Origin of the sequence: Flavobacterium sp. RNTU_13 (assembly GCF_046614455.1) — a bacterium.
Classification (GTDB): Bacteria; Bacteroidota; Bacteroidia; order Flavobacteriales; family Flavobacteriaceae; genus Flavobacterium.
The window spans coordinates 786,919-807,960 of sequence record NZ_JBKJHB010000001.1; the positions used below are offsets into that span (position 1 = coordinate 786,919).

Below are 21,042 nucleotides of genomic sequence, written 5' to 3' on the forward strand. Positions count from 1 at the left end.
GGCATACATTCTTTACAAACGAATGATTAGAAAAAAGAAACAAAATGTTTAAGAGATTTAAAAAGAAATACGTAGTTCCGGTCCTGGCTACAGGGCTGCTGTTTACGGGGGTAAGTTTTAGCTACCGCGATGATTTTTTTGAGATAGCCAAGCAGATAGAAATATTTACCACCCTGTACAAAACGGTAAATACCAACTACGTAGACGAAACCAACCCGGGCGAGCTGATGGATAAAGCCATTAAAAGCATGTTGGCCGACCTGGATCCGTATACCAATTATTTTAACGAAGCCGATGTGGCTAAGTTCAAAATAAACAATACCGGCGAATACACTGGCATCGGCGCTATGATAAGCCGTAAAGACGGTAAACTGATTGTTCAGGAGCCGTATAAAGACTATCCGGCAGATAAAGCAGGTTTGAAGGCGGGCGACGAAATTATTCAGATAGGCGATATTGCCCTGGCCGACTTTAAGGAGGATGCCAGCGAATTGCTTAAAGGCAGTAAGAATACCAAAATAAACATAAAATACCTACGCCAAGGCAAAACCTACACTACTGATTTGGTACTGAGTGAGGTAGATGTAAAAGCGGTACCGTTCTTCGGAATGGTTGACAAAACTACCGGATACATAGTGCTTTCGCAGTTTAATGCCAAAGCCAGCAGCGAAACCAAAGCGGCCCTGCTGGATCTTAAAGGGCAGGGGGCTACAAAAATAATTTTGGATCTGCGTGGCAATCCGGGTGGTTTATTAAACGAAGCCGTAAACATTTGCAGCCTGTTTGTAAAAGAAGGCGAGGTAATTGTTACTACTAAAAGTAAGAACGAAAAATATAACAATACTTATAAAACACGTACCGCGCCGGTAGATTTAGATATTCCTATTGCAGTGCTGGTAGACAGCAAAAGTGCTTCGGCTTCAGAAATTGTATCGGGTGCATTGCAGGATTTAGACCGTGCCGTGGTGGTAGGTAGCCGTAGTTTCGGCAAAGGACTGGTTCAGCGCCCTATAGACTTAACGTATGGCACACAAGTAAAGGTTACTATTTCGCGGTATTACACGCCTTCAGGCCGATGCATACAGGCGCTGGACTATACCCATAAAGATGCCGATGGTAAAGCCATACGTGTAGATGCTAAAAACTATAACACCTTTAAAACCCGCAACGGGCGCAGCGTACAGGATGGCGGCGGCATACAGCCCGACGTAGCACTGGAAGAAAGCAAACAAAGCCCTATAGCCGATGCAGTACTGCGTAAAGACGGTATTTTTAATTTCGCCACGCAGTACTACTACAAAAACCCTAACCTGGGCACTAAAATACCTGCTATAACAGATGCCGACTTTGAGGCGTTTAAAGCGTTTTTAAAGAAAGAAAAATTTGAGTTTGACACCGCTACAGAAAAAGCTGTAAAAGAGCTGCTGGTAACCGCTAAAAAGGAAAAAGTAGACGAAAGCATAAAGACAGAGTACGCAGCACTGCTTTCTGCGGTGCAAAAAAGCGAGGAAAAAGAACTGACAGCACACAAAGAGGAAATCAAACAACTGATTACCGATGAGCTTATAAAACGCTACCAGTACAAAGAAGGCCTGTACAAGTACTACCTTGCTAATAATACCGAGATTAAAAAAGCTACTGCCCTGCTGGCTAACCCTGCAGAGTACAATAAAATACTTAAGAAGTAATTTAATATCACAATCCCCTCATAAAGAGGGGATTTTTTATTGGAACAGCTTCCTAACCGTTTTGTATCATCTACAAAACCGCAACAGCCTATCATAACTTAAAAACATTCGCTATTTTCTATGTGTTTTTTTGCGGTAGAAAATTAAAAACACTACTTCTTTTAAAGCGTTTTATTTCGGTTTATAACTTTTTGATAACCAAATACGGTGTAGTATTGCACAGAGCGCAATTACACAGGTGTTTAGTGAATTAATAGATGGTTTTCAATACGCTGTGTTATAAAATCTGCTACATTTGTTTCTTCATAATTTCAAACAATAGTCGTGAGCTCAAGTCACAAACACTTAAACAGTGTAACGTTAGGAGGACTAATCGTTACCCTGGGTATCATTTACGGGGACATCGGTACTTCACCCCTCTATGTAATGAAGGCCATAGTAGGTTCGTCACCTATAGACAAAGAGGTACTGCTGGGTGCACTATCGTGTATCTTCTGGACCTTAACCTTGCAAACCACCCTAAAGTATGTAGTACTAACCCTACAGGCAGATAACAAAGGTGAAGGCGGAATTTTTTCGCTATACACCCTTGTAAAGCGCCTTAAAAAGAAAGGGCTTATTATCCCGGCTATTATTGGCGGTAGTGCGCTCCTTGCCGACGGTATCATCACCCCACCGGTATCGGTTTCCTCTGCTATAGAAGGGCTACGCATTTACAACCCTGAAATTAACACCGTGCCTATTGTTATAGGTATTTTATTTGTACTGTTCCTTATCCAAAAATTCGGAACCAGCCTTGTGGGTAAGTTCTTCGGTCCCATGATGTTGCTTTGGTTTGGTATGCTGGGTGTACTGGGTATTATACCCATGTTCCATAACCTGGAAGTGCTTAAAGCGCTTAACCCCTACTACGCCATACACCTGCTGAGCATACACCACGATGGTTTTTACGTACTCGGATTTGTATTCCTGTGTACCACGGGTGCCGAGGCGCTGTATAGCGATATGGGCCACTGCGGACGCAGCAACATACGCATAAGCTGGGGCTTTGTAAAGCTGATGCTTATCTTAAACTACTTTGGGCAGGGCGTTTACCTTATGGAACACGCTGGTAAAACCCTTAACGAGCTAAGCGGCAGCCCCGAAATTCCGGGGAACCCTTTTTACCTGCTTATGCCTCAATGGTTCCTGCCATTTGGTATTGCCATAGCTACCTCAGCGGCTATTATAGCCTCTCAGGCGCTGATAAGCGGTTCGTTTACGCTGATAAGCGAGGCCATGCGACTAAACTTCTGGCCGAAAGTTTCGGTAAAATTCCCTACAGAACTAAAGGGTCAAATCTATATACCGTCTATTAACTGGTTATTATTCTGGGGTTGTGTATTTATTACCCTGCACTTTAAAGAATCCAGCAACATGGAGGCGGCTTACGGCCTTGCCATTGTACTGTGTATGATTATGACCACCATATTACTGGGGTACTACATGGTTATGAAGCGCTATAATAAACTCTTTATACTGGGTACGGTATTAGTGTATTTCAGTATAGAGGTTTCGTTCCTTATAGCTAACATGAGTAAATTCCACCACGGCGGTTATGTATCTGTAGGTATAGCGGGCTTACTGGCTTTTGTAATGTTTGTATGGTACAAAGCCAAGGAAATCAGGAGCGAATACACCGAGTTTACTAAAATAGACAACTATAAAACGGTACTGGCAGAGCTAAGCCATGACGATTCTATTCCTAAATACGCCACCCACCTGGTATACATGACTAATGCGGGTATAAGCGACGAGATAGAATCGAAAATTATATACTCTATATTGCAAAAAAGGCCAAAACGCGCTGATATTTACTGGTTTGTACACGTTAATGTGGTAGATGAGCCGTACACTATGGAGTACCGCGTACGCGAAATTGTACAGGATGATGTTATCCGGGTAGATTTTTACCTGGGCTTTAGGGTTCAACCGCGTATTAACCTGATGTTTAAGCAGGTAGTTCGCGATCTTGTTAAGCGTGGTGAGGTAGATATTACCAGCCGCTACGAATCATTGAGCAGAAATAATGTAATAGGCGACTTTAAGTTTGTAATCATAGAAAAATTCCTGAGCTATGATAATGAGCTGCCTTGGTTTGAGCGTATTATCCTGGATATCTACTTTGTACTGAAAAAAGTGAGCCTTTCTGAAGGCAGGGCGTTCGGATTAGACAGCAGCTCGGTTAAGGTAGAAAAGTTTCCTATCGTAATTCATCCGCCCGAAGATATAAGCCTGGTCCGCATAGACGAGTAGAACCAATAACACACACCTTATATGCTGAAAAAACTCTTTTTTTTATTGCTGCTTGTCGGCTCAGGCACCCGTGTGCTAGCACAGGAAGAAACTGTGTACTCGGTGTATTTTGAATTTGATAAGTTTAACCTGGACGAAAAACAGGGATCTAACGTTGTGGCATTTGTAAAAGGAATAGACACCACACGTATAGAAACCATTCAGATTTTTGGCTATTGCGATGACCGCGGTAAAGACAGTTACAACATGAAGCTGAGCAAAAACCGCGCTAATACCATAAAGACAAAGCTGATGTCTCAGGGGGTAAAAAATAAAATCATTATTACCATAGAAGGCAAAGGGCGTATAATGCTCGATGAGGATATGGATAATAAAAGCGAGGCACGCTCTAAAAACCGACGTGTAGACGTGGTGGTTAACTTTAAGCCCGCCCCGCCCCCGGCACTGGAACCCGGCATGTATAATGCCGTTAAGGAAAAAATGATAGCCGGGGACCGTGTATACCTGGAAAAAATTTTATTTGAAAAAGGAAGTAGTATACTCACCATGAGTTCGCGCACGGAGCTGGACAAAGTGGCCAAAATACTTAAAAAGTATAAGAAGCTGGAGTTTGAAATTCAGGGGCATATATGCTGTACCCCTACCTTTCAGCGCGAGGCCATAGACCGTGGCACCCGGAAGCGGGAGCTAAGCGTAAACAGGGCAAAGTCAGTATTTAACTACCTAAAAAACAAGGGTATCGACGTAAAACGAATGACTTACAAGGGCTACGGAAATACAAAGCCACTAGGCAAAGGGCCTGAGTATGACAGGCGTGTAGAACTTGTAATAACCAAAGCATAACAAAAGTAAATCCGGGCTGTGTCCCGGATTTTTTTATAGTACAATAATTTCATAGATTGATTCGTTTTACAAAATGTAAAGTTTATTTTACTTTATGAAAAAATATTTTTACATTTGAATAAACCAAAAATTCAATCATTATGAAAACAACGTACTTATTTCCGTACCGCTACAAGTGGGTAAGCGGCATTATGCTAGGCATATCAATGATATTGTTTGCGCTGTCATGGGCAGGCGATAAATACAAACCGTTTGAAATAGTTGTAGACGTATTTGCAATCAGGGGCAAAAAGGGATTCTTATTTGGCCCAAGCTCATGGTTTGTGTGGGTAACAAATGACATATCAGACGAAATTTTCTTTACCCTTACCATTATCTCGGGGCTTGTATTTGCCTTCAGCAAAGAAAAAACCGAGGATGAAATGGTAGCTTCTATACGGCTTAACAGTCTGGTAAGGGCTACGGTAAGCAACTACCTGATTTTGCTGTTTCTGTATCTTACGGTGTACGACGCCCCATTTTTAAGTATTCTTAACGTAGCTATGTTCTCGCAGTTGTTTATTTTTATCCTCTTATTCCGCGTAAGCATGTATCGTTTTAATAAATCAGCGCAATATGAAGAATAATATAAAAGTACAGCGCGCCATACACAACCTTACCCAAGCCGAACTTGCCGAAAAAATAGGCGTAAGCCGCCAAACCATAAACGCTATGGAGGCCGGTAAGTACGTACCCAGTACGGTACTGGCGCTTAAGCTGTCGGCGCTGTTTTCGGTGGGTGTAAATGATATTTTTACGCTGGAAGAAGGCGAATAATAATTGTACCTTAGCAGTGAAAATTAAAGTTATGCAGCAGGCATTTTTACAAACACCTTTGGGAACTGCCATTATTGAAGGCGATGAAAACGGCGTTAGCCGGATTAGCATTACCGATGGCGATGGCAATGCAACAGAAAACCATGACAAAACACCTTATGTTTTAGCGGAAGCTGTAAACCAGCTGAAAGCTTACTTTGATGGAAAACTTAACACCTTTAGTTTTAAGCTAAACCCAGAAGGTACCGATTTCCAGAAACGAGTTTGGGATGCGCTGCTTAAAATCCCGTATGGTAAAACCACGTCGTACCAGGAACTGTCTGTACAACTGGGCGATGTTAAGGCCATACGTGCGGTGGCATCGGCTAACGGTAAAAACCCTTTGTGGATTGTGGTGCCGTGCCACCGGGTAATAGGCTCAGACGGGTCGCTTACGGGCTACGCAGGCGGGCTGTGGCGAAAGAAATGGTTGCTGGAGCACGAAACCCCGCCTGTACAGCAAAGCCTGTTTTAAACGGCTTTATTTTGCGTGAAACTGATTTATGAAACAGTTATAAAAAACTGATAAATGTCAGCTGTTGAACCACACAAAGCCGTAATTTTATACTACGATTTTCATCTGAAAATTAGCAATTGTTATTTCAAACTTCTTAACAGAAAAAACTATGGCACTTACACCGCCCTTTAACCTGCATAAATGGATAGATGATAACCGCCACCTGCTTAAACCGCCTGTGGGTAACAAAAATATATATCCGCTGTCTGACGACTATATTGTTATGGTAGTTGCAGGGCCTAATGCACGTAAAGACTATCATTATAACGAAACCGAAGAACTGTTTTATCAGCTGGAAGGCAGTATAAAAGTTGTGGTTCAGGACGACGGTCAGCGAAAGGAAATGGAACTGCACGCCGGAGATATGTACCTGCACCCGGCTAAGGTGCCGCACAGCCCCGTACGCAGCGAAGGGTCTATCGGCCTGGTTATAGAGCGCATCCGTGCAGGACGAGGGTTTACAGATGGATTGCTTTGGCACTGCGAAAACTGCAACCACAAACTTTATGAAGTGTATTTTGAACTACACAACATAGAAAAAGACTTCCTGCCCCACTTTAAGCATTTTTATAATTCGGAAGAGTTGCGCACCTGCAAAAGCTGTGGCCACGTACTCCCTGCCGACCCGCGTTTTGTAGCTAAGGAAGAGTAATGTCTGCCCAAAAGAATCTCATCTGCCCGGTATCTTAATAGAAACCGGGCAGATTTTTTTTAGCTATCTTTGGGAAAACTAAAACCATGAAAACCAAAGCGTTTTTATTAACCGCATGTACCCTTATTGCACTCACTGTTAGCGGTATTATATTTATACATTTTACAAACGACCACGCAGAATGCGAAACCGTTAAGGAATACTCTGTAACCCCCAAAGGCGAAAAAATTACTACCACAAAGCATATATGCCGGGAGCGGTTTGCTATTTAAACTGTATAATTCACAAAATAATAACCTTAAGAAGTCCTTAATATTCAAAAATGCAGGCCATTGTGGCACTGTAATTGGTTACCTTTGCAAAAAATTTGTTCGCACACCTATGGACGACGACAGTCATACGAAAGTATTAATCGTTCAGGGATAGCCGGTATGCGCTTTCCCTGAACATAAATCACGGGAAAACGCTATCATGGTAACTTTTTACACCACAAATCAGCACGGCCTTGCCGTAACAGCCACTGCTACAAACGCGCTATGGATAAGCGCCGTTAACCCTACCCAAGCAGAGCAACACTACCTTTTGAACGAACTTAACGTTCCGGAGGCATTTTACAACGACATTGAAGATATAGATGAACGCCCCCGTATAGAATACGAAGACGGCTGGTACCTGATTATACTTCGCGTACCGGTAAAACACAACAGCGAACGCCTACCCTACACCACCGCGCCTATGGGTATAGTATTTAAAGAAGGTATTTTTGTATCTATCTGCTTCAGCCAAAATGAGCTCATCCCTGATTTTATTCAGTACTCACAGCGTAAGCGTATACTGCCGGTAAACCATTTTGATTTGGTACTAAGGCTGTTGCTTTCCAGCAGCATTTGGTTCCAAAAATACCTTAAGCAAATTAACCAGCTAATAAAACACGCCGAAGACAACCTGGAAAAATCCATCCGAAACGAAGACTTGCAGGCACTATTGCAAATAGAAAAATGCCTGGTGTATTTTATTACCTCTATTAAGGGTAACGAAATGCTATTTTACCGCCTGCGCAACCTTAAGGAACACCGCGATACTTACGACGCCGACCTGATTGAAGACGTGGAAATAGAGCTGCGCCAGGCCCAGGACACTACAAATATTTACAGCGATATCCTTACCGGTACTATGGATGCGTATGCCAGTGTGATTTCTAATAACCTCAACGTGATTATGAAACGGCTTACGTCTATATCCATCATACTCATGATCCCTACGCTCGTTGCCAGTTTTTATGGCATGAACGTACCAAACGAGTTGCAAAACACACCATACGGTTTATGGCTCATTGCCCTGGCTTCGTTTATACTGTCTGTAGCCGGAGTGTTGTTGTTTAAAAAGAAAAATCTTTTTTAATATATCAATTTGAAAATTTAACAGTGTATCAATTTTTTAATGTAACAATTTATGGGAGCGCATATCCGGTCCAGCAAATTGGTAAATTGTTACATTAAAAAATTGATACACTTCCAAAAAGATTATTTTCTTACATTTGTAAAAAAATCAGGTATGATTTCTAAACGAATAGGCGAATTTATAGAAGCGGTAGGGCTAAGCTACTACGCTTTTGAAAACAGCATCGGCGCCAGCCGTGGCGCTATTAGCAAGGCCGTAAAAGACGAAAAAAGCATAGGCAGTAACGTTATAGAACGCATTATAAGCACGTATCCGCAACTAAGCCCTAACTGGCTGGTTACCGGAAATGGTGATATGCTGCTTTCTGAGAGTGAAATGCCTTCGGGGGTTACTACGTTTCGTCTGAAGACAGATGTTACCGTAGAGAGCCAAAAAATACCCTTATACGACCTGGAAGCCGTGGCCGGTATAGTGCCGCTGTTTGGCAGCGCAGGTAAAACGAAGCCCGAGGATTATATATCGGTACCGCACCTGCCTAAATGCGACGGCGCAGTCTATGTAACCGGCGATAGTATGCGCCCCATACTAAACAGTGGCGATATAGTAATGTACAAGATTCTGGACGATGTAAAGAACAGTATTTTTTATGGCGAAATGTACCTTCTTGGCCTTGATATGGGCGGTGATGAGTACATTACCGTAAAGTACATTCACCGCAGCGATGAGCCGGAACACATAAAGCTGGTAAGCGAAAACCCAAAACACCAGCCTAAAGACGTGCCTATGGAATCTATCCGTGCGCTGGCCCTGGTTAAAGGCAGCATACGCATTAATGCTATGTTTTAAGGCAACTACTTAAAATAAAATATTTTACAGGCAATTTGCAAAATACTATTGGCGTTCTGCTGAGTATATGTAAATTGCCTGTAGTCTTTTTATAACCAACCAATTATGAAAAATCCTTACTTGTATTTATGGGCTGTGAGTATTGTATGCCTTATTTTACTATTTTTCAATAACTCACCCGACAGCACATTTGATATAAACGTGCATGACACTTATTATGTAGTTGCACATCAATACGTTTATATACTTCCGGCAATACTATATTTTATAATAGGATTACCATATTTGCTACCGGTTATATTGAAGAAAAAGTTATTAGTTTGGCCGACACATTTACATGTTTGGGGGAGTATTTTATTTTTCTTGTATGTGGTTAGTTTAATATATATAATGGCATTCTCTTCTCTGCCTCAGCGTTATTACAAAAATTGGGCAATACCTGATGAATTCCCACTACTATCATCAGTACCAATAGCTTTTTTATTTTTTGTATTATTTCAGGTAGTTGCATTGGTAAACTGCACTGTAGCATTGATACGAAGAAAATAACACTTTAAATTGTCTTGTGCATACGTATATGCGGGATATCATCTTCTAAATATCCCTCGCCATCTTGTACAAAACCATGGCTTTCGTAGAATTTTTTAAGGTACAGTTGTGCCGATATGGTAATGGTTTTGTTACCAAAGTTATCGTAGATGCCCTGTATTGCGGTACGCATCAGTTCATGGCCCCATTTACGGTCGCGATAATCGGCATCTATAACCACACGGCCTATTGAAGGATTGTCGAAATAATATCCGGCATTAAACAAACGGGCGTAGACCACTATTTTGCCGTCAAACTTACCCAATACGTGTAATGCCTTGGCATCTTTACCATCAATATCCGGATATACGCAATTTTGTTCTACTACAAACACGTTTGCACGTAATTGCAGGGCTTCATATAGTTCAGAAGTAGAAAGTTCGTTAAAACGCTTTATTTCGAATTGTAGTGTCATATAAATTTTGCCGATCGTATTATGGCTTCAAGTTCTAAAAGTAAATCCCGCTTAGGCGACGATGGGCTGTAAATAAACCCTTCAATAACCAGGTAGCAGTTGTTTTTGGTATCGCGAATGCAGAAATTAATAAACGGCCCGTTCATAAAGTCGTTTTTCATTTCCCAGTTGCCCCTCGTTTCCAGGGCATGGTGGTCTTTAAAACCGGTCATAAACAACGACGGCGCATAAGACTGCTCTGTAATCATATACGTATCGGCTATGCGACCGTGAATGTATAACCCGCCTACCGAATCGCGCATGTGAACGATGTTGTTTACCAGGTCGCGGTTCTTTTCCACCGTTTCCACAGGCACCCGGTAAAGCAACAGGCTGGTATTACCGCCCTGTATCTCCTTTTTAAGCCACAGGAAATTTTGGGTTTTAATAGCAGTACGGTACGTAACAGGGATTTTAAGGCTAAGCCCAAAGTTATTTTTTATGTAAGTACTGTCGCGCAGGCCGGTTTCTATATTCTGTTTTTGGCAAATGGCCATTTCGCTCTGGTGGATGGTACGTATTACATCATCCGAATACATTTGTATAGCTTTCTGCAGCTCGGCGGTATTTTTACCGGTAATGTAAAATATGTTTTGGGGCTTGCTGTACGCGTCTTTTTTGTACTGATAGTCCAGTGATTTACCGGCACCTTTTTCTACAAAAATTACATTGCGCCCGCGCTTAATATCTACGTCAAAGGTTTGTTCATGGTACTGGTTCAGCGTAAAGATAGGTTCTTCCTGCACCAGCCCCTCTACAGGCGATGCAAATTTTTTCCTAAGGCTGTCGCCCACGCTGCCGTTCCACAATACATCGCTTATAATGATGTTTACCTCATTTACCTGCCCTTCAGACTGACGTTTGAGGCTATCGTCTTTACAAGAAAAAAAAGTGCAGCAAATAAGTAACGCTACGGCTACTCTTTGCTGCACTTTTGTAATACGTTTTATGTAAAGGGTCATTAAATATAAACTAGTTATCCCCTATTTTCAGTTTCATTCCGGGCTGTATGCTCTCGTCTTTAATTTCGTTCCAGGTTTTAAGGTTCTCCACCGTTACACCCGGGTGCTTTTTAGCAATACTAAATAACGAATCTCCCTTTTGTACCACATACAGGCGGGCTTCTTCATACGTAGTATCGCGCCTTCTTGGCTGAGCCGATGCTGCTACAGCAGGCTTGTCTTCCTTAACCGGCGAAGTATTAGTATCACAATCGGCAGCAGCTACAGCGTTGTCTGGCTGATTATCAGATTTATTAGCAGATTTAGACGAACCTACGCTCTTGCCTTTAGATTGCTTGGTAGTATCTACGACAGCTATTGCAGTTTCCGGTTGTTCCTCTGCAATAATGCGCTCTTTAGTAACCGTGGTTTTTTGTATTTTCAGCTTTTGTCCAGATCGTATGTTAGCGCCTTTAATGTGGTTCCACTTTCTTAGGTCGGCTATGCTTACGTCATACTTTTCAGCTATTTCGCCAAGGTTATCACCACTCTTTACAATGTAGGTTTTAGTAATAACATTGGTTTTCTTCTGGTATTTAGACTTATGCCTTGTGGTATTCCTTACAATTGCAGTACTGTCTTTATCCGGGCGGCCTATCCAGTATGGCCTTTCACGCTTTGTAGCTTCATGATCTATGTAGGCATAAATCGCACTTTCGTTAGACGCAAATAAACCAATTTTATCTTTCGGCAACCTCAGGTAATGCGGCTTTTGCGCGTTAAACGGAATTACATCCAGCTTATAAATCGGGTTAAGGAATTGCAGTTGCTTTACAGGAACATCGAGCAGGCTGGCAATTTGTTTAAACGACATTTGGCGTTTAACCATTACCGTATCAGTTTCAAAGTAAGTAAGCGGCGCTTTTTTACCCTGTAAACCATGCTCTTTGGCATGTTCATAAATGTACATTGTAGCCAGGAAAGCAGGGTTGTATGCCTGGGTTTCCTTCGGTAAATTACGGCGTATGTTCCAGTAGCTTTTATAATCACCGCTACGGCGGATGGCTTTAGTTACATTACCCGGGCCGGCGTTGTATGAGGCCAATACCAAATCCCAGTCGCCAAAAATATTATAAAGGCTAAGCAGGTACTGGCAGGCAGCCTCGGTAGCTTTAAGAGGGTCGCAACGCTCATCTACATAGCTGTTTACTTCCAGGTTAAACTGCTTACCCGTAGGGTACATAAACTGCCACAGCCCTGTAGCACCTACCGGGCTCTTTGCCCTTGGGTTCAGTGCACTTTCTACAATGGCCAGGTATTTAAGCTCCAGCGGTACATTGTACTTAGCAAGATATTCTTCAAACATCGGGAAATAGTACTCGCTTATCGCCATAAGCCTCTCGTAGCTTTTCGGGCGGTTTTTCAGGTACGATTTTATAATGTTTTCTAATCCCTTGCTGTATTCAATGTTAAACGGAGAACGGTCATCCATCTTAGCAAGCCTGCTTTTAAGAAGCTCAGTGCTAAGCTGTTTGTACTCTACATCAACATCCGGGTTAATATTTTTAAGGTCGAACTGCATGTCTTTAAACAGGTCCTCATTGGCTAGCTCTCCCATCCAAAGGCTGTCTATACACGCCATTTCATGATTACGTACAAACGATGCTTTTACAGAATCAAGGAACGATAGTTTTATTTCCGGTCTTGGTGTTATCTCCGTATGAGCCGTTTCCTGGGCAAAAAGGCCCGCCGAAAACAGCGCAAACATTAACGACAATGTTGTTTTTTTCCTCATAATTTACTTCCTCACATAATAAATTACCAGATGCCGCCGTAGCGGCACCATTCTGAGTATAACTCAGATTTTAATTTTATATTGTATACTTTAACTTATTCAAGTATAGCAGCTATACCCGGCAGGGTACGGCCTTCAAGCATTTCCAGCATGGCACCGCCACCTGTAGAAACGTAGCTCATTTTTGGCTCCAGGCCAAATTGTTTTACTGCAGCCACAGAGTCGCCACCACCTACAAGAGAGAACGCGCCTTTTTGCGTAGCCTCAGCAATAAATTCGCCAAGGGTAATGGTACCGTTTGCAAATTTCTCCATTTCAAACACCCCGATAGGGCCGTTCCAAAGGATGGTTTTGCTGGCAAGGATAACCTCTTTAAAGTTTTCCAGGGTTTTTGGCCCGGCATCAAGGCCCTGCCATCCGTCCGGGATTTCGTTTACGTTTACAATCTGCGTGTTAGCGTTAGGGCTAAAATCATCGGCAGCAACCACATCTACAGGTATGTGTACCTGTACATTGTGCTCCTTAGCCTTAGCCAAAATTTCGTGTGCCAGATCCAGCTTATCAAGCTCGCAAATAGAGTTACCTACATTTCCGCCAAGAGCTTTAATGAAGGTATACGTCATACCGCCACCCACAATCAGGTGGTCTATTTTATCCAGAATGTTCTCAATTACCGTAATTTTAGTAGAAACCTTGCTACCGCCAAGGATAGCCGTTACAGGCTTTTCGCTGTTTTTAAGTACTTTGTCCAGGCTTTCTATTTCCTTAGCAAGAAGTAAACCAAATACTTTAGCCTCAGGGAAAAACTTAGCAATAATAGTTGTAGAAGCGTGCGCACGGTGAGCGGTACCAAAAGCATCGTTTACATATACATCGCCCAGTTTAGCCAGTTTACCTGCAAAAGTCTCATCACCCGCTTCTTCCTCTGCATAAAAACGTAGGTTTTCAAGAAGCAGTACTTCACCCGGTTTAAGATCTGCCGCTGCGGCTTCGGCTACATCGCCTATGCAGTCTTCAGCAAATTTTACTTCTTTACCAAGCACCTCACTTACCTTAGCCACAATGTGCTTAAGCGAGTATTTTTCCTCTTTGCCTTTCGGGCGGCCCAGGTGGCTCATAAGGATAACGCTTCCGCCGTCTTCTAAAATCTTATCTATAGTAGGCTTTGCAGCCACAATGCGGGTATCGTCGGTTACATTAAAGTGCTCATCAAGAGGCACATTAAAATCTACGCGGATCACCGCTTTCTTGTCTTTAAAATTGATGTCGGCAAGCGTTTTCATAAGGTGTCTAAAGTTTTTTGTATTTGTATGGTAAAATGCAAATATAGCCCTTTATGTTAATAATTAGCCAATTTATTGTTCATAAACATTTTTGCAATCTTAATAACAAACTGATTTACAAACAAATATATTAGTGTTAAAGTTGGCTTTTTTACATGAAACCGAAATAATTTGTAATGAGATTGATAGTGGTATTTTTAAAGAAAACGATTGCGTAAAATAAAAGCTAAAATGTTTATAAAGAAGATTTTTGTTAAATTAAGTAAGAAGTTTAATTGCGGAGATTTACAATCGACAAACCTAAAAAACAGAATCACGTCCGTATGTCGTTGCGAGGAGGCACGACGAAGCAATCCAATATTTTATGCTACAAGTTGGTTATAAGACTGCCCCGCTCCGCTCGCAGTGACCCCGCGTGAAGAAAGCAGTCACAGCCTCAGCCAGAAAAAACTAAGCTACTAAGAAGCTCAGAAACTAAGTAAACTTCCCCTATCTTTGCCCCATGCTTTTCTCACAAATCTTAGGGCAGGACCACATAAAAAGCCACCTTGCTACCAGTGCCGACAGTGGCCGCATACCCCACGCGCAGCTCTTTATAGGGCCCGAGGGCAGCGGTACGCTTCCGCTTGCAATAGCCTATGCGCAGTACATACTGTGCAGCAATACCGGCGGCGAAAACCAGGGCGGTAACGCGGCGTGCAACCTTAAGTTTGAGCATTTTGCCCACCCTGATTTGCATTTTGTGTTTCCGGTGGCTACAAACAGCGACGTGAAAAGCCACCCGGTAAGTGCTAACTTCCTGAAGCAATGGCGCGAGTTTATTACCGAAACCCCGTATGCAGGGCTTTTTGACTGGTATAAGAAAATTGACATTGCCAACAAGCAGGGCCAGATAGGCGTAGACGAAGCTACTGAGATTATGAAGGCGCTTTCGTTAAAGGCCTACGAGGGCGGTTATAAAGTAATGATTATTTGGATGGCCGATAAAATGAATACCGCCACCGCAAATAAACTCCTGAAACTGCTGGAAGAACCGCCACAAAAAACCGTTTTTATACTAATAGCCGAAAGCCAGGACGATATACTGCAAACCATACTGAGCCGCTGCCAGGTACTGCAGTTTAACGCCCTGCCAGAAAAGGTAATTGCCGATGCGCTTGTTTCACGTGAAAACACCTCCCCTAACGCTGCCATGAAACTGGCACACCAAGCGCAGGGTAACTATAACAAAGCCCTGCACTTACTGCACAAAACCGAAGACGAGTTTCCGTTTGAAGAATGGTTTATCATGTGGGTACGTGCAGCTTTTAGAGCTAAAGGAAACGCCGCAGCAATACACGACCTGATTAGCTGGAGCGAGCAAATAGCAGGTATAGGCCGCGAAGCACAAAAGCAATTCCTGAATTATTGTATAGATATGTTTCGCCAGGCAATGCTGCTCAATTACGGAGCCAAACCGCTGGTATACATGGAGCCAACGGTAGATAACTTTAAGCTGGAAAAATTTGCACCGTTTGTAAACGGCACTAACATAGTGGAAATTTTTAAGGAACTGAGTGACGCCCTGTACCACATAGAGCGCAATGGTAATGCCAAAATTATCCTTACTGACCTGTCTATAAAACTTACACGCCTTATCCACAGAAAGTAGCGCAGTATGCCTTTACTGCAAGTGCTTTGTAGGAATATTTTTAGCAAACCATAAAACTTAATATGCTGCAAAGCAAAGTTTTACTATTTTTGAACCCTAACGAATAACAAACACAACAAACAAATATGGAAACACATTTACAAACTGCCGTACTGATTACCCTGGCTTTTTTTGCCATAACGTTTATACAATCAGGCTACGATAAAATAATGGACTGGCAGGGGAATGTAGGTTGGCTTAAGAGCCACTTTGCCAATACGGTAATTAAAAATTCGGTACCGGCGGCACTGGGCTTAGTGCTTGTTTTAGAAATACTTGCAGGGGCATTTTCAGTGATAGGTATGGTAAAAATATGGATGGGCGAAGGCACTGAGTTTGCCGCGTATGCCGGTATACTTAGCGCTGTTACGCTACTGATATTACTACTGGGCCAGCGCCTTGCCAAAGACTACGACGGTGCCCGCACCATAGTGATTTATTTTGTACCGGCCATATTGCTACTAAGCTGGCTGTAATTCTCACATCACAAAAAATATAATCCCCTGATACGCTTTTGCATCAGGGGATTTTTTATACTAAAATCAGTTTACTGAATACTCGCCTGGTATAACCGTAGCTCTCCGTAGGTAAAGGCGTCGCCCACCTTTTCTTTAAGTGGCCCCAGGGCGGTATCGGTATACCCTTCAAAAACGGTCGCTAAAGCGTTTATTTTATCTTCCGGCAATACATCGGTCAGTTTTATCTTTCCGGCTTGTATAAGGCCCGCAAAATGGCTCTGTACGGTAGTTTCGGTAAGTTTGCGTACCTGTGCGATTTCTTTTATGCTAAGGCGCTGCTGCCAAAGTTCGTACGTTTCATCAAGCGTGGATTTTTTCTTTTCGGTCTTTTTCTTCTTTGGCAGGTAACGCTCGTCGTCAAAATCATCATCGTCTTCCTCTACGAGCGCAACTGGGTTCTGCTTCATAATTTCCTGAAGAGCAGCAATTTTATCAGCCTTATAACTCGCTATTTCAGGGGTAGTTAGGCTTTCCTTGTCTATGCTTTCGCCTGCGGCAAGCACATCGGCAAGGCGGCGCGCTTTTAGCATTCTAAGCACGGCATTCGTCTGTGCCTGTTCCAGTTCGGTGAGTTCTTCAAAAAAAGCCTTATTTCTCCTGAGCCTTCTTACCTCCAGCATTTTACTGTAAAGGCTGGTAGCAATGCTGTCCATAGTAGGATAAAAATAATGCACCGCTGCCGTAATGCGTTCCTGTACAAAATGCACATCTACTTCCTCTTGCGCAAAAATACGCTCCAACTGGTTCAGGAATTTTGCCGACGCATCGAGCAGGCTGTGTATGCGGTCTTCCTGCTGGCGTGCCCATTGCGTATGCGGCTTTTTAACCGACTTTTCGCCCTCGTGGTTGTAGCTTACCTTGTGCTGCTGCCAGCTTTTGGCCAGTGCCCCCCAGGAAAAACTGTCTTTAAAATATCCCAGGGCAAACTGTAACGTTTCCCTGCGTAACGAAGCCGCAAGCTCATCTTCCTCTGCCCTGCCCTCTGCATACTGCATTACGTCTTCGTCATTGCTTATGCCATTCATACGCATTGGAGAAAGCAAAATAAGCCCTTCTAACGAACGTAAACGCGAAAGAGCCACATAGGCCTGCCCAGGCATAAAAACATGGCTTACATCAAGCACAGCTTTGTCAAATGTAAGCCCCTGGCTCTTGTGCACGGTAATAGCCCATGCCAAACGCAACGGATAGTGTACAAACGTACCAAGCACTTCTTCTTTTACCTCTTTGGTATTTTCGTCTATTGTGTAGCGTACGTTTTCCCATTCGTATTTTTCTACGGCAATGGTTTTATTGTCATCAGGGAAACGCACAAGTATTTCGCTGTCTGTAAGCGACTTTACTATGCCTATCTTGCCGTTAAAGTATCGTTTTTCCGGCGAAAGGTCGTTTTTAATAAACATTACCTGTGCCCCTACCTTAAGCTTAAGCAATTGTTCTACGGGGAAAATCTTCTCAGGGAAATCGCCCACTATCTCAGGCAGGTAGCTGTACTCCCTGCCGTCCAGGTCTTCCAGTGCCTGGGCGTTCATAGTGTCCGCCTTGGCGTTGTGGGTAGTCAGCGTTATGTAGCCCGGGTTGTTTTTTAAATCAAATGCCGGATTTACGAACTCATTCAATACCGCAAGATCCTGGTTTGTAATCAGGTTGTTGCGCAAATTGTTTAATACGCCTATAAAACGCGCATCGCTTTGGCGGTAAATTTTATCAAGCTCTATATACAGCGGCGGGTTTTCCTGTACTACATGACTGTGGAAGAAATATTTACCACGGTAAAAATGCTGCAATACAAACCATTCTTCATTTTTTACCACTGGCGGTAATTGTAGTAAATCTCCTATAAAAAGGACTTGCACTCCGCCATACGGAGTATTTCTTTGACGTATGCTGCGCAAAGCATAGTCTATAGCATCCAGTAAATCGGCCCGTAGCATACTTACTTCGTCTATAACCAGCAGTTCCATGTTTTGGATAACCGCTTTCTTTTCGCCGCGCATGGTAAAGTGCCGCTTTAGAGACGTTTTGTTTTCGAACCTTACGCTATCTGAAATAAAATCCTGATTGTACGTAGGCAAAAAACCTGCAAAGGGTAACTGAAACATACTGTGTATGGTAACGCCGCCAGCATTTAAGGCCGCAATACCCGTAGGCGCAACAACGACTACATTTTTCTGAGTAGTGCGTATAATTTCTTTTAGCAGCGTGGTTTTACCCGTGCCGGCCTTGCCCGTAAGAAAGATGCAACGGTTAGTTTGGTTAATAAAACGCAGCGCGTACTCGGCTGTAGCAGAACGGTTTTGCATGCAGATTGGTTTATAAAACGAAAATAGTCAAATTTATAAGAAAATATTCTAAATATCTTAAATAAATTTAAGATGTTTTGTACCGGCAAAGTTATGGAAATTGAATGCGCCTAAGTAAATATTTACAAACAAAAAGGGGCGCACTGTATATACAGGCACCCCTTTGTTATGTATTAGAAAAACCGACTACTTTTTCTCTGCAGTGGTTGTTTCTTCAGCTTTTCCAGATGATTTGTAGGTAGCATTAACCTCCTTAATTATCTCATTTGTAATATCATAGCTGTCTTTAGCATAAATTACGTTAGAGGCATCTACAGTACCGAAAATATAATCATAACCTTTCTTTTTACCATATGCCTTAATAAATTTTTGCATACGGCTAAGAATTGAGTCATGCTTAGTACCTTCTTCCTTACTGAATTTTTCCTGTAATTGTTGGTATTTTCCGGTAAGTTCCTGTTGCCTTTGCTGTAATTGTTGGGCCTTCATTTGTGCCCATTGCATACCCTTTGCTTTCGCTTCGCCCTCAAGTGCAGCAGCTTCTAATCTTAGTTGCTGATCGTCTTTTTGCATATCGCGTTTAAGTTCATCTTCCTTAACTTTTGCTTTGTCTTCCCAAGCTTTAAGCTCATCAGATTTTTCAAAAAGTTTAGAGGTATCAACGTATGCAGTCTTTAGTCCGTTAACCGGAGCAGCACCTTCTTTGTTACAAGCAACAAGAGATAAAACTGCGCCAACTATTACAAGTGATTTTTTCATTTCCTGAAATTAGAGGTTTAAAAATTTTGGTAAAAATAATAATTCCAAAGTATACACCAAAAATAGGGTGTTTTTTTAGATTTTCTTTAGTATAAGTTTTACTTATCGTTATTTTAAAAACATATAGACTCAATCAATTAAAAACGGATTAAAATAAAGCGATTTAAGCCATCTTTAAAAATTACAAACCTAAACGTATATTAAAAGGTATAAAAGTTAATTTAAAGCCTTTATTTTAATTTTTAGCGTTCTTTAGCACGTAAATATGCGACGAATATTCAAAATTACGGCTAGCTTTTAAGTTTGACACCAAACCACGCCAAAATCCTGCGATAAATTTCATTTTTCCCGTTTTATATTTTTCAGACAAGAGGCTTACATAAAAACTGTCAAATTTCATCGGAAGAATTTCCACAAGATCTATTCCCTGTCCGCCAAATAACTTTTTAATGGACGTTTTACTGAAATGCCAAAGATGCCTTGGAACATCATAGGCTGCCCAATACGCACCATAGTATATTGCGTCGTGTGATTTATAATTAGGCACCGCTATAACCAGTACACCATCGGGTTTTACAATCCTCTTCAGTTCTGTAATCTGTGCTTCAACATCGGGAACGTGCTCCAGTACGTGCCACATGGTAACCACATCCATACTATGCGAAGGAATATCCTGTAAAGCATCTGCAAGGCGCACACCTTTAGCCTTTGCAATTTTTCTGGCTTTTTCACTAGGCTCTATTCCCGTGATTTCCCACCCGTTCTGTTGCGCTACCACCAGGAAATCACCTGTCCCCGCCCCGATATCAAGCAACTTGCCTTTACCGGGCTTAAATCCCTGTACGAGGCTAATTTTATCACGTAATGCTTTTTGCTTAACGGTATGATATAATTTTTCAAACAACGATCGTTTTCCGTCGGTATGCGAAATATAATCGTCACTTTCATAATAACGGCCTAAATCGCCTAACGCAGGCTGCGGATGTGTTTTTAAGAGTCCGGTATCAGCATCTAACAAAAGTTGAAATGTTTCGCCCGAAACAGAATGATCCTTTACAGTAATGTAAACGTTTTGGTCTTTAAAATCCATTTATAGATTATTGTATTCGTCTTTAAGTTCTTTTAAATATTTTAAGGTTACCTGTTTAAAAAGAGAGTTATCGTCCAGACAATCTTCATTACTTTCGTTAATTACAGATAAGCCTATAAAGTGCTCTTTGCTGCCTATTACATTTACATCGGTAGTGTGTGAGGTAACCATAAACTGGCCCATATCAAAATATTTCTGCAATTCATCTAAATCATACAGCAATACTTTAAGCTTGTGACCCTCGTACGTTACCCAGTAGTTAACGTCTTTATAGCTACCCACTCCATACTTATCTGCCGCGAATTGTACAAACGGCATTTTACGGGGGTTGTTTTCAAATATAAACGCTGTAAGCCCCTGCTCTCTGCCTAATACTTTTTTTCCTCCCGGTACCAATACAAAGTCGTTTATTTCTATGGTATGCCTGGGCTGTATACATGACGTAAATAACGTAGCAGCTATAAACACCAAAAACCCTTTATTAAAAAGGGTTTTTATTTTATTGAAACGTTCCACGTGAAACA

At 42.1% G+C, this 21,042-nt stretch carries 20 protein-coding genes; 12 read left to right on the top strand and 8 right to left on the bottom strand.

The features are described from left to right. Positions 1 to 44 precede the first annotated feature (44 nt). The 10 genes from ACLI08_RS03520 to ACLI08_RS03565 all read left to right on the top strand — a co-directional run bounded on the left by ACLI08_RS03520 (position 45) and on the right by ACLI08_RS03565 (position 9,097). Entirely contained in the window at positions 45 to 1,688 is a 1,644-nt protein-coding gene (locus ACLI08_RS03520) for a S41 family peptidase (RefSeq protein WP_411427073.1), read from the top strand. A 318-nt stretch (positions 1,689 to 2,006) separates the two neighbouring features. Then, a complete protein-coding gene (locus tag ACLI08_RS03525; protein ID WP_411427376.1) occupies positions 2,007 to 3,983 on the top strand; it encodes a KUP/HAK/KT family potassium transporter in 1,977 nt (658 codons plus the stop codon). A 21-nt stretch (positions 3,984 to 4,004) separates the two neighbouring features. Next, a complete protein-coding gene (locus ACLI08_RS03530; protein ID WP_411427074.1) occupies positions 4,005 to 4,826 on the top strand; it encodes an OmpA family protein in 822 nt (273 codons plus the stop codon). Positions 4,827 to 4,966: 140 nt separating this feature from the next. After that, the gene (locus ACLI08_RS03535) at positions 4,967 to 5,452 is read left to right on the top strand and encodes a hypothetical protein (RefSeq protein ID WP_411427075.1); all 486 of its coding nucleotides are present in this window, start codon (positions 4,967 to 4,969) and stop codon (positions 5,450 to 5,452) included. Beyond that, entirely contained in the window at positions 5,442 to 5,642 is a 201-nt protein-coding gene (locus ACLI08_RS03540; protein WP_411427076.1) for a helix-turn-helix transcriptional regulator, read from the top strand. The genes ACLI08_RS03535 and ACLI08_RS03540 overlap by 11 nt, the downstream gene beginning before the upstream one ends. Positions 5,643 to 5,673: 31 nt before the next feature. Beyond that, on the top strand, positions 5,674 to 6,156 hold the full coding sequence (locus ACLI08_RS03545) for a methylated-DNA--[protein]-cysteine S-methyltransferase (RefSeq protein ID WP_411427077.1): 483 nt from the start codon (positions 5,674 to 5,676) through the stop codon (positions 6,154 to 6,156). Between the two features lie 151 nt (positions 6,157 to 6,307). Beyond that, positions 6,308 to 6,850 (top strand): 3-hydroxyanthranilate 3,4-dioxygenase, encoded by a 543-nt coding sequence (locus ACLI08_RS03550; protein ID WP_411427078.1) that lies wholly within the window; start codon positions 6,308 to 6,310, stop codon positions 6,848 to 6,850. A gap of 86 nt (positions 6,851 to 6,936) precedes the next feature. Beyond that, positions 6,937 to 7,122, top strand: a complete 186-nt coding sequence (locus ACLI08_RS03555; protein WP_411427079.1) for a hypothetical protein — start codon at positions 6,937 to 6,939, stop codon at positions 7,120 to 7,122. A gap of 199 nt (positions 7,123 to 7,321) precedes the next feature. After that, entirely contained in the window at positions 7,322 to 8,251 is a 930-nt protein-coding gene (locus ACLI08_RS03560) for a magnesium transporter CorA family protein (RefSeq protein ID WP_411427080.1), read from the top strand. A 153-nt stretch (positions 8,252 to 8,404) separates the two neighbouring features. Beyond that, a complete protein-coding gene (locus ACLI08_RS03565; protein ID WP_411427081.1) occupies positions 8,405 to 9,097 on the top strand; it encodes a helix-turn-helix transcriptional regulator in 693 nt (230 codons plus the stop codon). Positions 9,098 to 9,650: 553 nt separating this feature from the next. Here ACLI08_RS03565 and ACLI08_RS03570 read toward each other — a convergent pair. The 4 genes from ACLI08_RS03570 to ACLI08_RS03585 form a co-directional block, all read right to left on the bottom strand. After that, positions 9,651 to 10,100 carry a GNAT family N-acetyltransferase gene (locus ACLI08_RS03570; RefSeq protein WP_411427082.1) on the bottom strand — a complete coding sequence of 150 codons (450 nt, stop codon included), beginning with the start codon at positions 10,098 to 10,100 and terminating at the stop codon, positions 9,651 to 9,653. After that, positions 10,097 to 11,101, bottom strand: a complete 1,005-nt coding sequence (locus ACLI08_RS03575) for a DUF4837 family protein (RefSeq protein WP_411427083.1) — start codon at positions 11,099 to 11,101, stop codon at positions 10,097 to 10,099. The genes ACLI08_RS03570 and ACLI08_RS03575 overlap by 4 nt, the downstream gene beginning before the upstream one ends. Before the next feature lie 10 nt (positions 11,102 to 11,111). Continuing rightward, entirely contained in the window at positions 11,112 to 12,875 is a 1,764-nt protein-coding gene (locus ACLI08_RS03580; RefSeq protein WP_411427084.1) for a LysM peptidoglycan-binding domain-containing protein, read from the bottom strand. 95 nt (positions 12,876 to 12,970) lie between these two features. Beyond that, entirely contained in the window at positions 12,971 to 14,158 is a 1,188-nt protein-coding gene (locus ACLI08_RS03585) for a phosphoglycerate kinase (protein ID WP_411427085.1), read from the bottom strand. Between the two features lie 502 nt (positions 14,159 to 14,660). Here ACLI08_RS03585 and ACLI08_RS03590 point away from each other — a divergent pair. Beyond that, on the top strand, positions 14,661 to 15,809 hold the full coding sequence (locus ACLI08_RS03590) for an ATP-binding protein (protein ID WP_411427086.1): 1,149 nt from the start codon (positions 14,661 to 14,663) through the stop codon (positions 15,807 to 15,809). A gap of 125 nt (positions 15,810 to 15,934) precedes the next feature. Beyond that, entirely contained in the window at positions 15,935 to 16,324 is a 390-nt protein-coding gene (locus tag ACLI08_RS03595; RefSeq protein ID WP_411427087.1) for a DoxX family protein, read from the top strand. A 71-nt stretch (positions 16,325 to 16,395) separates the two neighbouring features. On the opposite strand, the gene ACLI08_RS03600 is transcribed toward ACLI08_RS03595, so the two are convergent. From ACLI08_RS03600 to ACLI08_RS03615, 4 genes are all read right to left on the bottom strand, one after another. Next, a complete protein-coding gene (locus tag ACLI08_RS03600) occupies positions 16,396 to 18,669 on the bottom strand; it encodes a helix-turn-helix domain-containing protein (RefSeq protein WP_411427088.1) in 2,274 nt (757 codons plus the stop codon). 186 nt (positions 18,670 to 18,855) lie between these two features. Beyond that, on the bottom strand, positions 18,856 to 19,428 hold the full coding sequence (locus ACLI08_RS03605) for an OmpH family outer membrane protein (protein ID WP_411427089.1): 573 nt from the start codon (positions 19,426 to 19,428) through the stop codon (positions 18,856 to 18,858). Positions 19,429 to 19,663: 235 nt separating this feature from the next. Then, complete coding sequence (locus tag ACLI08_RS03610) at positions 19,664 to 20,518, bottom strand: class I SAM-dependent methyltransferase (RefSeq protein WP_411427090.1); 855 nt, start codon at positions 20,516 to 20,518, stop codon at positions 19,664 to 19,666. After that, complete coding sequence (locus tag ACLI08_RS03615; protein ID WP_411427091.1) at positions 20,519 to 21,034, bottom strand: hypothetical protein; 516 nt, start codon at positions 21,032 to 21,034, stop codon at positions 20,519 to 20,521. Positions 21,035 to 21,042 lie beyond the last annotated feature (8 nt).

What these genes read in the sequence shown, in the direction of transcription:
- ACLI08_RS03575 (WP_411427083.1), bottom strand. Translation starts at nt 11,101, where the DNA reads ATGACCCTTTACATAAAACGTATTACAAAAGTGCAGCAAAGAGTAGCC.
- ACLI08_RS03530 (WP_411427074.1), top strand. Translation starts at nt 4,005, where the DNA reads ATGCTGAAAAAACTCTTTTTTTTATTGCTGCTTGTCGGCTCAGGCACC.
- ACLI08_RS03535 (WP_411427075.1), top strand. Translation starts at nt 4,967, where the DNA reads ATGAAAACAACGTACTTATTTCCGTACCGCTACAAGTGGGTAAGCGGC.
- ACLI08_RS03605 (WP_411427089.1), bottom strand. Translation starts at nt 19,428, where the DNA reads ATGAAAAAATCACTTGTAATAGTTGGCGCAGTTTTATCTCTTGTTGCT.
- ACLI08_RS03520 (WP_411427073.1), top strand. Translation starts at nt 45, where the DNA reads ATGTTTAAGAGATTTAAAAAGAAATACGTAGTTCCGGTCCTGGCTACA.
- ACLI08_RS03595 (WP_411427087.1), top strand. Translation starts at nt 15,935, where the DNA reads ATGGAAACACATTTACAAACTGCCGTACTGATTACCCTGGCTTTTTTT.
- ACLI08_RS03545 (WP_411427077.1), top strand. Translation starts at nt 5,674, where the DNA reads ATGCAGCAGGCATTTTTACAAACACCTTTGGGAACTGCCATTATTGAA.
- ACLI08_RS03540 (WP_411427076.1), top strand. Translation starts at nt 5,442, where the DNA reads ATGAAGAATAATATAAAAGTACAGCGCGCCATACACAACCTTACCCAA.
- ACLI08_RS03565 (WP_411427081.1), top strand. Translation starts at nt 8,405, where the DNA reads ATGATTTCTAAACGAATAGGCGAATTTATAGAAGCGGTAGGGCTAAGC.
- ACLI08_RS03610 (WP_411427090.1), bottom strand. Translation starts at nt 20,518, where the DNA reads ATGGATTTTAAAGACCAAAACGTTTACATTACTGTAAAGGATCATTCT.
- ACLI08_RS03570 (WP_411427082.1), bottom strand. Translation starts at nt 10,100, where the DNA reads ATGACACTACAATTCGAAATAAAGCGTTTTAACGAACTTTCTACTTCT.
- ACLI08_RS03555 (WP_411427079.1), top strand. Translation starts at nt 6,937, where the DNA reads ATGAAAACCAAAGCGTTTTTATTAACCGCATGTACCCTTATTGCACTC.
- ACLI08_RS03585 (WP_411427085.1), bottom strand. Translation starts at nt 14,158, where the DNA reads ATGAAAACGCTTGCCGACATCAATTTTAAAGACAAGAAAGCGGTGATC.
- ACLI08_RS03590 (WP_411427086.1), top strand. Translation starts at nt 14,661, where the DNA reads ATGCTTTTCTCACAAATCTTAGGGCAGGACCACATAAAAAGCCACCTT.
- ACLI08_RS03560 (WP_411427080.1), top strand. Translation starts at nt 7,322, where the DNA reads ATGGTAACTTTTTACACCACAAATCAGCACGGCCTTGCCGTAACAGCC.
- ACLI08_RS03580 (WP_411427084.1), bottom strand. Translation starts at nt 12,875, where the DNA reads ATGAGGAAAAAAACAACATTGTCGTTAATGTTTGCGCTGTTTTCGGCG.
- ACLI08_RS03550 (WP_411427078.1), top strand. Translation starts at nt 6,308, where the DNA reads ATGGCACTTACACCGCCCTTTAACCTGCATAAATGGATAGATGATAAC.
- ACLI08_RS03600 (WP_411427088.1), bottom strand. Translation starts at nt 18,669, where the DNA reads ATGCAAAACCGTTCTGCTACAGCCGAGTACGCGCTGCGTTTTATTAAC.